The sequence below is a fragment of the Desulfotomaculum defluvii genome, from assembly GCF_054657375.1.
Genome location: NZ_BAAHYV010000007.1, coordinates 788,947 through 802,160 on the forward strand (window position 1 = coordinate 788,947; position 13,214 = coordinate 802,160).

The window sequence follows — 13,214 nt, forward strand, 5'->3', positions numbered from 1 at the left end:
ATCCACAGTGGAGCAGTAAAGTTTTTTATAAAACTTTCAATTTATTCAGAGGAAAAGGTCAACACTATTAGAATGAAAGACACTATTGCTACCTTTAAAGATTAAATAATTAGAAAAGTGAAGCTAATTTGTTCTGATTGAGTGAGATTCTGGTTAAATAACTACTGAATGGTGGGGATTATCAATGTTGGAATTACTAAAACAACGACGAAGTATTAGGAAGTTCAAAACTCAAGAAATTGAGCCAGAAAAAATAGCTCAGTTAATTCAGGGAGCGTTATTATCTCCTTCCTCAAGGAGTTTTACACCCTGGGAATTTATCATTGTTACTGATAAGCAACTCTTACAGCAATTAGCGTCAGCTAAGCAAGCGGGTTCTGCATTTTTAAAAAATGCACCCTTAGCTATAGTGGTGCTAGCGGACCCACAGGTCAGTGATGTGTGGATAGAGGATGCTTCTATTGCTAGTATTCTAATTCAATTGGTGGCGGTTTCTATGGGTTTGGGTTCCTGTTGGGTACAAATCCGCGAAAGAAAACATAATGATAGTGTAACCTCCGAAGATTACGTTCGTGAGGTATTGAATATTCCTGAACAAATTAAAGTGGAAGCAATTATAGCTATTGGATATCCTAACGAAAGTAAGTCTTACCACCGGGAGGAAGAGCTAAAATACCAAAAAGTTTTTTTAAATGGCTACCAAGTGCCGTACACTTTTTCTAAGTAAAACCTGTTATTGATGAATGAGATTATCCGAGAAATGGTTAGTCGAAGAGCATCTCTTCTAGTATATTTGAGTTCCATTTGCAGATAATAAGCTCAAATCTGTGCTGGAAAGGGGGGCTTTTTGATAGTAAAGAATGTAGGTACTGCCGATCGTATTTTAAGAGCAACCTTTGGTATTTTATTTATTGCCCTAGCCATTCTCAGGACCTTTGGTTCTTTTTGGTCAATAATTTTTCTTGTATTGGCTCTCGAGGTTTTATTGGTAGCGGCTATAGGGTTCAGTCCTCTTTATGGTTATTAGGATTTTCTAGTCTAAAACCCCAACTTGCTGTTAAAGAGAATGCTGCAAAATGGACCACCGGACCGCCAGATACGGAGAAGTAGTTTTACAAAACACCTATATCTGTCAGAATCCCCCTCCTGAATGGGGGATTTTTTATTTTGTGGCTCAGGGAATAGGTAACTAACTTAAAGCAAGGTTTTGATAAAAGTTGGGTAAAATTAATACAATTTCATTAACGGTTAATTTTTAAAGAATTGGCAACATAAATATAGGTGACTACACCAAGGAGGTTTCAGGTGAATCGATTGATAGTAATAAAGGGAGCAGGGGATATAGCCACAGGTATTGCCCATCGGTTAGTGCGCAGTGGTTTTATTGTGGTGGCAACTGAATTATCCCAGCCTACAGTAATACGCCGTACGGTAGCCTTTGCCGAGGCAGTATATAGAGGAACCATAGAAGTAGAAGGAGTCACCGCAATAAAAACAGATTCGGAGCAAGCACTTACGGTGGCAGAGACAGGGAAAGTCGCAGTGGTGGTAGATACATACGGTAAGATAATTGAGCAGCTTAGACCTTGGGCGGTGGTGGATGCCATCTTAGCGAAACGAAATACTGGGACCAAACTTAGCGATGCATCAGTGGTGGTAGGTATTGGGCCTGGTTTTACAGCAGGAGTAGATGTCCATATGGTAGTAGAGACCATGAGAGGACATTATCTGGGTCGTGTATTGCATGACGGACGAGCCATGCCCAATACAGGGGTACCAGGAGAGGTTGGTGGATATACCAAAGAAAGGATTTTGCGGGCACCCTGTGCGGGATCTTTTCAGCCCTTGCGGACTATTGGCAACATCATTGCTTTAGGAGAGGTGGTGGCACAGGTGGAGGATCAACCGGTGGTAGCTAATATTCCCGGGGTACTGCGGGGACTCTTGCATGGGGGACTCTGGGTACCAGAGGGCATGAAGATTGGGGATGTTGATCCTCGTTGTGAGACTGAACATTGCTATACCATCTCGGACAAAGCCAGAGCCATAGGTGGTGGCGTTTTGGAAGCGCTTCTTTACCGAGCCGCCAGAGAATAAATATGAGGTGAGAGGATGAACCTTTTTCAAAAGTTATTAACTGCTGTTGAGCGTGGCCAAGGTGCTCAGTTGGTCACTCTTGTGGGAGCACCACAAGAACATAAAGCAAAGCTCGGGCAAATGTTGGTAATTCTGTCAGATGGTAGCGTAAAGGGTCAAATTATTGATGAGGCTTTTAACAAAAGACTCTTATCTGAGCTTAAAGGGCTTAACTCTGAAAAGCCTAAGGTTGTTTCCATCGAGTATGAACAACAAAATTTTCAGGTCTTTTGGAATACCTTAACTCATAGAATACGTGCTGTAATCTTGGGTGGTGGACATATCAGTCAGCCGCTGGCCTTATTTATGCATCAACTGGACTATGAAGTCACAGTCATTGATGACCGCCCGGAGTTTGCCAACCGACATCGTTTTCCCAAGGCTGATCAAATTATCTGTGAAGATTTTACGAAGGCACTGGAGCAGGTCACCTTTGATGAAAGTACAGCAATAATCATTGTTACCCGGGGTCACCGTTACGACTTGGATTGTCTTAGGAGTATTGCTGGCAAAGGGGCTGGCTATATGGGGATGATCGGCAGTTTTCGTAGGGTTAAGGCAGTGCTCCAGTTATTAAAGGAGGAAGGAGTCGCTGTCCAGTGGCTAGAGAAACTTAATACACCCATTGGCTTAGACCTAGGGGGTCAAAGTCCTGCAGAAATCGCCCTTAGCATTGCCGCAGAAATTGTGGCACAGTTTAAGGGTGGGCGTTTCCTACCTTTAAGCCAATTGAGGGGGCACAAAATTGGATAAATTAATTCTGAAACAAATTTGCGAATTGCAGCAAAGGGGAGAAGATTTTGCCTTACTCACCATCCTCTCCACCAAAGGCTCAACACCACGTAAGGCCGGGGCCACTATGCTAATGGAACGTACGGGCAAAACCTTTGGCACCATCGGTGGCGGCTGCGGTGAAGCAGAAGCCAAGCAACGGGCTCTCATGGCCCTGGATGAGGGGCTTTGTTGTAACCACAGGATTAGTATGCTCAATGACGTGGCAGCTGAGGAAGGTATGGTTTGTGGTGGGGTCATGGATGTATTTATACAGGTTTTTATAGGAGGACAAAATGGCGTTTAAAAAAGTAAAGGTAGAAGATGCAGTGGGTATGGTGTTAGGACACGAACTAACTAAAATTGTACCTGGAAGTTATAAAGGACCTGCCTTCCGTAAGGGTCATATTATCCGAGAAGAGGATATACCCCACCTTAAGGACATAGGAAAAGAACATATTTATCTCATTGAACTGGGGGAAGGGCAGCTCCACGAAAACGACGCCGCAGCCCGCATGGCCCAGGCAGTGTGTGGTACTAATGTAACAAGTGATCCTCCTTCTGAAGGACGGGTAAACCTAAAAGCCATCTGCCCAGGGCTTTTAAAGATAAACCGTGATGCCGTGGCTGAAGTCAATGAATTTGAACACGTTGCCCTTTCTACCAAACACTCGGACCTATTGGTGCAATCCGGTGATTTGGTGGCGGCAGCAAAAATAGTACCCCTGGTCATTGAGGAAAGTTCCATCCTGGGGGTGGAAGAAAAGGCAGCAAAGTATGGTGAAATGATTCGAGTATTGCCCCTGGCTCCCCTTAAGGTTGGGACAGTAATCACGGGCAATGAAGTTTTCTACGGCAGAATTCAAGATAAATATGGAAAGATTATAGAAGATAAGGCTTTGCAATATGGTGCCAAACCCATGGACCATATTTATCAACCCGACGATCCAGAAGCCATTACCCAGGCTATTCTACAACATATTGAAGGGGGGGCGGAACTGGTCATTGCCGCTGGGGGCATGTCCGTGGACCCGGATGATGTAACACCCGAAGCAATCAGGGCTACCGGTGCAGAGGTGGTTACTTATGGTTCACCGGTGTTGCCTGGAGCTATGTTTATGTTGGCCTACCTAAGGGGTATCCCCATTATTGGCCTACCAGCCTGTGGTATGTATTCCAAAACCACGGTGTTCGACCTGATTTTTCCACGGCTGTTGGCCGGTGAACGCCTGAGCAGAAAAGACATTGCTGCACTGGGGTACGGTGGACTTTGTGGCAGTTGTCCTTCCTGTACCTACCCCCATTGCCCCTTTGGCAAATAAGGAGGGCCAACCGGCATGAAGCAGTCTATTCTACGCGAGATTCAAACAACAGTTATGCAGTATGCCAAAGCTATTGCTCAGGTCATTCAAGTGGAAGTTGAAATCGTCGACGACCAGCTACTTCGTATTGCCGGTACCGGCATTTATGAAAACAGTATCAATGAGGGTATATCTAAGGAAGGTTTAGTTTTTAAGCAAGTATTATCAACCGGGGAACCACAATTTATCGAAGATCCCGGCCATCATCCCCTCTGTAAGCTTTGTGAAAAACAAAATCACTGTGATGAAAAGCTAGAGTTGTGTACTCCTATAAAACTGGATCAGAACATTATTGGCGTTATTGGCTTAATTTGTTTTAATGAAGAACAAAAGCAGCATCTATTGCAAAATCTAGAAGCTTATTGGGGATTTCTTGATCAAATTGCGGTCTTTATCAGTGCCAAGGCTTATGAACATCAAGAGAGAGAAAGAAACCAGGGCATGATGCAACTACTGAACCACGTAATTAATAGTGTCGACAAGGGTGTTTTGATATTCAATGAAGCAAACTGCATCGTTCATTTCAATAGCAGTGCCCTGAGTCAACTGGGCCTTTCTCCAAAATGTTTGTACCAGCAGGCTAATATACAGCCCACAGGGGATTCTCTACTGGGGTCAGAGGAATATCGAGTGGCCATTGGGGAAAAAACCTTCAAGTTAATGGGCAACTTACTGGAGGTCACTCCTCGGTTATCCAGCTATGATAAAATACTCATATTTAATGAAATCAAAAATGTTAAGTCGGGTATTTATGATCTTACCAATGTATCACAAACAGTGACCATGCAAAGCATCATCGGTCAGTCCGAGGCCATCCAGCAACTAAAAAGAAAAGTTCTAAAAATTGCAGACTCCAACTCCACGGTGCTCATTACCGGTGAAAGTGGCACAGGTAAAGAAGTTCTGGCCCGAGCTATCCACGCCGAAGGTAATCGCAGCGATAAGCCCTTTATTGCTATCAATTGTGCCGCTATCCCGGATACTCTACTGGAAAGTGAACTCTTTGGTTATGTGAAAGGGGCCTTTACCGGGGCGGACCCCCGGGGTAAAATCGGCAAATTTGAATTGGCCAATAGGGGCATCATCTTTTTAGATGAGGTGGGGGATATGCCCCTTTATCTGCAGGTTAAGCTGCTGAGGGTACTCCAGGAGCGCAAGCTCATTCGCATTGGGTCCAACCAGCTCATTGAACTGGATGTGCGAGTGATTGCTGCAACTAATCAGGATCTTAGAACCCTAATAAAAGAAAATAAGTTTCGAGAGGATTTATACTACAGGCTTAACGTTATACCCATTGAGATACCTCCCCTTAGGGAAAGGTCGGAGGATATCGGCCCACTTCTCGGCTACATGATGGATAAATACAGCCAGTTATTTCATAAAAAAGTACACAGTATTGACGAGGAAACCTTAAATATCTTAACCCACTATCCTTGGCCCGGAAATGTACGGGAGCTAGAAAATACCGTGGAGTTCATGATTAACATGGCTGATACTACGGGAATTTTGACCCGAGACACACTGCCCCGAAACCTTTGGGAGTCCCAAGGGCAATCCCTCACAAGGCAAAATGAAGTTCGTCCCTTAAAAGAGCTAGAGCGGGAAGCCATTTTACAGGCGATGGAGATGTATGGGTACAGTACGAAGGGGAAACAAAGGGCTGCTCAGGAGTTGGGTATTGGTATTGCTACCCTTTACCGTAAATTGGAAGAATATCACCAATTAGAAGAATTACATAACTCGTATAAATAAAAGGTAATTTATCAAAATGATAAATTACCTTTTGTTTAAATTGTGTCCAAGTTTATTCTATAGGGTACTTTCAGAGGGCAGGTCTTTTTATCAAAATGATAAGACCTATCATTTTGATAAAAAGACCTGCCCCAACAGGGTACAAAGGGAACTTACTACACCGGGACTAGACATTAGTCCCCCTGTAAATGACTCGCTGTGGGTTTTTGGACTTCACTTAAGAAAAAACGCAGGGAGATAGGAATATCTTCTTGTTTTTTTATTTGTAATCAACTATCCCTTGGCATGTTTATTGCTAAAAAGATTTATATAAAACAAAAGCGAGGTGCCTTATGGAAAAGATTCAATGGGAAGCAAACAAGATGTTGGGAAAAGAGAAAGTATCAACTGACTTTTTAAGTGAAACTGAAATACAGAAGGCCAAGTATTTTCACCAGAGTTTTCCTGAATATAGTATCACTCCTCTGCGGAGCCTAGATAATCTGGCCAAGCACCTGGGGGTTGCGGGCATTTATGTAAAGGATGAATCCTATCGCTTTGGCTTGAATGCCTTTAAGGTGCTGGGTGGTTCCTTCGCCATGGGCAAATTTTTAGCCCAAAAATCAGGTAAAGACATCGGTGAACTGGACTACCACATCCTTACTTCCGAGGAAACACGCCGTCAGTTGGGCGAGATTACCTTTGCCACCACCACCGATGGTAATCACGGTCGCGGTGTGGCCTGGACTGCCAATCGCTTGAAGCAAAAATCTGTGGTTTATATGCCCAAGGGTTCCTCTGAAACTCGCCTTGCAAATATTCGTGCCGAGGGGGCCGAGGCATCAATCGTGGATATGAACTACGATGATGCAGTGCGTATGACAGCAGAACAGGCAGAAAAACACGGTTGGATTATTGTCCAGGACACAGCTTGGGAGGGCTATGAAGAAATCCCTGCTTGGATCATGCAGGGCTATGGCACTATGGCTGCAGAGGCGTTGGAACAGTTAAGGGAATTGAATATTAATAAACCTAGCCATATTTTTGTGCAGGCTGGTGTAGGTTCCTTAGCCGGGGCTGTACAGGGCTACTTTGCTTCTGTCTTTGGTCAAGATCGTCCTAGAACGGTGATCGTCGAAGCAGATAAAGCTGATTGTCTCTATAAATCTGTTGTGGCCAATGATGGTCAACCGAGAGTGGTAGGCGGCGACATGGCCACCATTATGGCGGGTCTGGCCTGTGGTGAACCCAATATTATTGGTTGGAAGGTTCTTAGAGATTACAGCGATATGTTTGTCTCCTGCCCCGACTGGTTAGCTGCCAAGGGCATGAGAGTGTTAGGTAACCCTCTGGCAGAGGATCTACGGGTCATCTCTGGTGAATCTGGGGCCGTGACCGCTGGGCTATTGTTTGAGCTTTTAACTAGCCCTGACTTAGCCGATGCCAAAGCCAAGCTAGGACTTGACCAGGATTCTCAAATTCTCTTATTTAATACCGAGGGAGATACTGATCCTGCAAAGTATCGTAGTATCGTATGGGATGGCGAATATCCCAGTGTGAAATAAATAGTTCGTTAGTTATTGTCAATTTGTCTATTTTGAAACAGTCATACTTAGAAGCCTAGGCTAATAAGCTGGGAATCAATATATGGGGTGATAAGGTATGCTAAATCAACAAAGGAAGCAGCAACTCATCGAGTTGTGCCAAGAACTAATACGTCAACAGAGTTATTCCGGTGAAGAAGGGAAAGTAGTTAAGAGTATCTCCGAAGCCTTCAAGGCTATGGGTTACGATAATTATTTTGTAGACGGCTATGGTAACGTAATCGGTCATATCAAAGGGAAAAAACCTGGTAAAACCATTTTATTTGATGGCCATATCGATACGGTACCAGTACCCGATGATTCTAAATGGCAGCATGCACCCTTCAGTGGAGAACTGGAAGATGGTAAGATCTTTGGGCGGGGTGCCTCTGATATGAAAGGCGCAGTCAGCGCCATGATCGCAGCCGCAGCCTTTTTTGCAGAGGATACCCAGAAAGACTTTGCTGGAGATATTTATGTAGCTGGGGTGGTTCACGAAGAGATCTTTGAGGGAATAGCTTCCCGAAAGATAAGTGAAGCTGTGAAGCCCGATTATGTGGTGATTGGGGAAGCCTCAGAGTTAAATCTCAAGCGGGGCCAAAGAGGCCGGGCAGAGATTGTGCTGGAAACCTTTGGCAGACCTGCCCACTCTGCCAATCCTGAAAAGGGCATCAATGCGGTATTAAAGATGTCCAAGCTCATTGATCGTATTGAGAGTATTGAGACACCGGAACAAGGGGTATTGGGCCAAGGGATCCTAGTGCTCACTGATATTAAATCCTCCCCCTATCCCGGTGCATCGGTAGTACCCGAGTATTGCCGGGCTACCTATGATCGAAGACTGTTGGTGGGAGAAACCCCTGAATCGGTATTGGCCCCTATTCAAGCCTTGATTGATGAAATGGGAAGGCAAGATTCCGAATTTAAAGCCATGGTCTCCTTTGCGGTAGGTAGTGAAAAATGCCACACCGGCGAGACCATCCAGGGCGAACGGTTTTTCCCGGGTTGGCTTTATGACGAAAATGATGAACTGGTGCAAGCAGCTCTCAAAGGCTTACGGGAAGTCGGTTTAAACCCAGAGGTGACCCATTACTCTTTCTGCACCAATGGCAGCCACTATGCTGGTGAGAAGGGTATTAAAACAATTGGCTTTGGCCCCTCCAGAGAGAACTTGGCCCATACTATTGATGAGCATATCGAAGTGGATCAACTCTGCAAGGGTGCCACAGGCTACTATGCCATCATGAAGTCGGTCTTGAAATAAGGAGAATTGTATGAGGATCATACTAAAAAATGGCTTAATTGTAGATGGAACAGGTGCTAAGGGGTTTCGTGGCAGTGTGGCCATTGAGGGTGAGCATATTACCGCCATTGGCGATATTACAGAACGAGATAAAGATGTAGTAATAGATGTAAGTAATCTGGTAGTGGTTCCTGGGTTTATTGATACCCATAGCCACTCCGATCTAAAAATATTAGTCGACCCCTATATCCAGCCGAAGATTCGTCAGGGTGTTACCACTGAGGTGCTGGGTCAAGATGGCATTTCCATGGCACCTTTGCCGGAGCAATATATCAGCCCCTGGCGCAAGAATCTGGCTGGTCTAGATGGCGATAGCGATGACATTGATTGGCATTACAAGACCACTGACGGTTATCTAAAGCTGATGGAAAGACAGGGGGTGGGGCTTAACCAAAGTTATTTAGTACCCCACGGTAATATTCGTATGGAAGTACTGGGCCTAGGCAATCGCCAGCCCACAGCGGAAGAGATTCAAAAAATGTGCGAAATCACCCGGAGGGAAATGGAAGCAGGAGCCTATGGCCTATCCACCGGACTCATCTATATGCCCTGTGCATATTCGGAAACCAATGAAATCATTGAATTGTGTAAAGTAGTGGCAGAATATGATGGTGTCTTTGTGGTACACCAACGTAGTGAAGCAGATACTATCTTACCCTCAATGGCTGAGGTCATTGAAATTGGTCGCCGTTCCGGCGTGAAGATCCACTTCTCCCACTTTAAAGTTTGTGGACGCAAAAACTGGAAGCTGATCGAACCAGTGCTGGAGTTTTTAGAAAAGGCCAAAGCAGAGGGTATCCGGATCTCCTTTGATCAATATCCCTACGTAGCAGGTAGCACCATGCTAGGTGTTATCTTACCTCCCTGGGCACATGACGGAGGTACAGATATGCTGCTCAAGCGTCTGGAGGATCCAAAGCAAAGGGAAAAGATGATTTATGATATAGAACATGGCCTTCCCGGCTGGGATGATTTCGTTGATTTTGCGGGTTTAGATCAAATCTTTGTTACCAGCGTTAAGACGGCTAAAAACCAGGACCTAGTGGGTAAGAGTTTAGTTGAAATCGGTCAAATTCGCGGCAAGGATCCCTATCAGGCTACCTTCGATTTACTTTATGAAGAGGAGAATGCTGTAGGCATGGTTGATTTCTACGGCAAGGAAGAGCATGTAATCACCTTTATGACTCGACCAGAGCAAAACGTTTGCACCGATGGCTTGCTGTCCGGCAAGCCCCATCCCCGGGTATATGGTTCCTTCCCCCGTGTCCTTGGACATTATGTCAGGGAAAAACAGGCCCTATCCTTGGAGGATGCCATTCGCAAAATGACTTATCAACCAGCTAGTGTCTTTGGTTTTGAACGAAGGGGTGCTCTGAAAACTGGGTATTTTGCCGATATTGTGGTATTTAATCCCGATACCATCATTGACAAGGGAACCTTTGTGGATCCTGTTCAATACCCCGAAGGAATCGAGTATGTGTTTATAAATGGCGAAGCTGTTATTCAAAGGGGTGAGTATCAGCATTTGCTGGCTGGAAGAGTACTAAGAAAACCTGTGCAATAAAGGTACACCAGTGATATGTTCGAGTCACTTAAGGTAGCCAACGTGCTGCATAAACATACTAAGCAAAATCCTAGCGCCGCTTGGGTAGAGCACAAATTTATGCCAAGGCAAGAGAATTTGCTCACAAAGTATGGGAGAGGTTCTAGAGAATTACAACAATAGAATGAAAGCGAGTGGTAACAAATGGCAGAACAAATGGCTCCAGTTGATGAAATGTTACCAAAAGGGAAACTCTTTGTTTTTGGTCTGCAGCACGTTATGGCTATGTACGCCGGGGCAGTAGCGGTACCCATTATTATTGCCAATGCACTGGGTTTATCAAGGGAAGAGTTGATTTATTTAATCAATGCTGACTTACTGGTAGGTGGTATTGCCACTATTATCCAGGCACTGGGAATCTGGAAGCTGGGGATACGGAGTCCAATCATGCAAGGCGTATCCTTTGCAGCGGTTACACCGATGGTTATGGTAGGCACCCAACATGGACTCAGAGGTATCTTTGGTGCCACCATCGCTGCTGGTCTCATTGGCTTCATCATCAGTCCCTATTTTAGTAGGCTCATTCGCTTTTTCCCACCTGTGGTCACCGGCACCATTATCACCCTGATTGGTGTGTCGCTAATGCCAGTGGCAGTACGTTGGGCAGGTGGCGGCAATGCCAGTGCCCCAGATTTTGGTAGTCTAAACTATATTAGTTTAGCAATCTTGGTGCTATTATTTGTGATTATGATGTTTCGCTTCTTTAAGGGTTTTTACCAAAGTATTGCTGTCCTATTGGGCTTAATCTTTGGTACCCTTGTGGCTATTCCCCTGGGTATGACCAATTTTTCACAGGTGGCAACTGCCTCCTGGTTTCAAATTATTACTCCTTTTCACTTTGGGATGCCGCTTTTTGATCTAACATCCATTTTGGCCATGACTCTGGCTATGTTAGTTATCATGACCGAGACCACTGGCGATATGGTGGCCGTAGGTGAAATTGTGGGTCAAAAAGTGGATCGCGAAGGTTTGACCCGGGGGTTACGGGCTGACTGCTTCTCCACCATGCTTGGTGGCGTAATGAATACCTTCCCTCACTCGGCCTTTGCCCAGAATGTAGGCCTCTTAGCCCTGACAGGAATCAAAAGCCGTTTTGTAGTGGTGGCTGCGGGTATTATTCTAGCCTCCCTGGGCTTATTCCCCAAGGTTGCCGCAGTGGTGGCAGCTATTCCTGCCCCTGTACTGGGCGGTGCTGGTATTGCCCTCTTTGGCATGGTGGCGGCCAGCGGCATTCGTACCTTAAGCAAGGTGAAATTCGACGGTACCAATAACTCTATGCTTGTGGCTGTCAGTCTAGGTCTTGGTCTGATTCCCTTGGCTGCACCTACTTTTTACCACCATATGCCCCAATGGGCTCAACTTATTCTACACAGCGGTATCACCGCTGGTAGCTTAGCAGCCATTGTACTGAACTACTTCTTCAATGAAACTGGCGTAAAGAAGTCCGATGAGGTAGAAGAGGCTGAGACAGCGGCTTATAGCCACTAGGTTTTACCTATTGCTATCCCAGTTCTACTGGTTATCAAAAGAAACGATTAAAATTAACTATAACTAAGGAGAATAAAAATGGCTAACATTAGTGTAAACATATGTGGTATCGAGTTTTCTAACCCTGTAATGCCCGCAGCAGGTCCTGGTTCCAAGGATGGTGCTATGTGTCAGGCAGCAGCTAAAGGCGGTGCTGGCGGTATCGTAACCAAGACTATCTCGGTAAAACCTGCTGAAATTCCCCGCCCCTGTATGGCACAAGTAAAGGGCGGTTTTTTGAACACAGAGTTGTGGTCCGAATTGCCCAAGGAGCAATGGCTGGAAAAAGAATACAAAATGGCTAAGGAAACCGGCGTACCAGTGATTGTCGGCCTTGGTTATACTGCAGAACAAATTAGCGAATTAGCAAGATTAGTAAAACCCTACGCTGATGCCTTGGAGTTATCTACTCACTATGTGGGTACAGATATTGCACCCATGATTAATGCCCTTAAAGCAGCTAAAGCAGAAGTAGACGTACCAGTTTTTTTAAAAATGAGCCCCCACACTGACATTAAAGAAATAGCCAAAGCAGCTGAAGCAGCTGGTGCAGATGGCCTAGTGATGATTAACTCCTTTGGCCCTTGCATGGGTATTGATGTGGATACCGGACTGCCGTTTATGGGTAGTAAAACTGGTTACGGCTGGCTTTCTGGTGCGGCCATTCGCCCCTTGGCCGTGCGTTGTATCTATGATGTTGCTCAGGTTGTAAATATACCTATCTTTGGTGTAGGTGGTGTCACTAATGGTCGTGATGTGGCGGAGATGTTTATGGCTGGTGCTTCGGCAGTTCAGGTTTGTACCGAAGGCATTCTCAAAGGCCCTACCGTGTACGGTAAAATTGCCAAGGAATTAAATGATTTTTTAGATAACCACGGCTATACCGATGTTGCCCAAATCAAAGGTCTTACCATTAAAAAGATGGCTGAGAGGGCTTATCGGGCTGAGTCCATTGCCCCAAAGGTCAATCATGATGCCTGCAGCAAGTGCGGTATTTGCGAAGTTAGCTGCATGTACAGTGCTATCACCAGGGAAGAACAACTGAAAATTGATCCAATCAAATGCTTTGGCTGCGGTCTTTGTGTAACCCGTTGCCCTAAGAATGCACTGAGTTTATAGGGCACCCTCTGGATAATTAAATCAAGATACCAGGATCATTTCCTTTTCCGAAAAACCATTTCAGCATAGAGAGGTTTGAA

At 45.2% G+C, this 13,214-nt stretch carries 12 protein-coding genes; all 12 read left to right on the forward strand.

Translation table 11 applies throughout. From position 1 onward, the window contains the following. The first annotated feature begins 184 nt into the window (after positions 1-184). On the forward strand, positions 185-727 hold the full coding sequence (locus tag ACYQ03_RS10960) for a nitroreductase family protein (protein WP_459909977.1): 543 nt from the start codon (positions 185-187) through the stop codon (positions 725-727). Positions 728-847: 120 nt separating this feature from the next. Continuing rightward, complete coding sequence (locus ACYQ03_RS10965) at positions 848-1,027, forward strand: YgaP family membrane protein (protein ID WP_459909978.1); 180 nt, start codon at positions 848-850, stop codon at positions 1,025-1,027. Between the two features lie 278 nt (positions 1,028-1,305). Continuing rightward, positions 1,306-2,097: a selenium-dependent molybdenum cofactor biosynthesis protein YqeB gene (gene yqeB, locus ACYQ03_RS10970; protein ID WP_459909979.1), complete on the forward strand. Its 792-nt coding sequence runs from the start codon at positions 1,306-1,308 to the stop codon at positions 2,095-2,097. Positions 2,098-2,112: 15 nt separating this feature from the next. Continuing rightward, on the forward strand, positions 2,113-2,889 hold the full coding sequence (locus ACYQ03_RS10975; RefSeq protein WP_459909980.1) for an XdhC family protein: 777 nt from the start codon (positions 2,113-2,115) through the stop codon (positions 2,887-2,889). After that, on the forward strand, positions 2,882-3,214 hold the full coding sequence (locus ACYQ03_RS10980) for an XdhC family protein (protein WP_459909981.1): 333 nt from the start codon (positions 2,882-2,884) through the stop codon (positions 3,212-3,214). The genes ACYQ03_RS10975 and ACYQ03_RS10980 overlap by 8 nt, the downstream gene beginning before the upstream one ends. After that, on the forward strand, positions 3,204-4,229 hold the full coding sequence (locus ACYQ03_RS10985; RefSeq protein ID WP_459909982.1) for a molybdopterin-binding protein: 1,026 nt from the start codon (positions 3,204-3,206) through the stop codon (positions 4,227-4,229). Before ACYQ03_RS10980 ends, ACYQ03_RS10985 begins: the two co-directional genes overlap by 11 nt. 15 nt (positions 4,230-4,244) lie before the next feature. After that, on the forward strand, positions 4,245-6,020 hold the full coding sequence (locus ACYQ03_RS10990) for a sigma-54-dependent Fis family transcriptional regulator (RefSeq protein ID WP_459909983.1): 1,776 nt from the start codon (positions 4,245-4,247) through the stop codon (positions 6,018-6,020). A gap of 332 nt (positions 6,021-6,352) precedes the next feature. Then, positions 6,353-7,564 (forward strand): diaminopropionate ammonia-lyase, encoded by a 1,212-nt coding sequence (gene dpaL, locus ACYQ03_RS10995; RefSeq protein ID WP_459909984.1) that lies wholly within the window; start codon positions 6,353-6,355, stop codon positions 7,562-7,564. Positions 7,565-7,661: 97 nt separating this feature from the next. Then, complete coding sequence (locus ACYQ03_RS11000) at positions 7,662-8,846, forward strand: YgeY family selenium metabolism-linked hydrolase (RefSeq protein WP_459909985.1); 1,185 nt, start codon at positions 7,662-7,664, stop codon at positions 8,844-8,846. Between the two features lie 10 nt (positions 8,847-8,856). Continuing rightward, on the forward strand, positions 8,857-10,449 hold the full coding sequence (locus tag ACYQ03_RS11005; RefSeq protein ID WP_459909986.1) for an N-acyl-D-amino-acid deacylase family protein: 1,593 nt from the start codon (positions 8,857-8,859) through the stop codon (positions 10,447-10,449). Positions 10,450-10,632: 183 nt separating this feature from the next. Further along, complete coding sequence (locus tag ACYQ03_RS11010) at positions 10,633-11,976, forward strand: nucleobase:cation symporter-2 family protein (RefSeq protein WP_459909987.1); 1,344 nt, start codon at positions 10,633-10,635, stop codon at positions 11,974-11,976. A gap of 78 nt (positions 11,977-12,054) precedes the next feature. After that, positions 12,055-13,134, forward strand: coding sequence for a 4Fe-4S binding protein (locus tag ACYQ03_RS11015; RefSeq protein WP_459909988.1), 1,080 nt, complete (start codon positions 12,055-12,057; stop codon positions 13,132-13,134). Positions 13,135-13,214 lie beyond the last annotated feature (80 nt).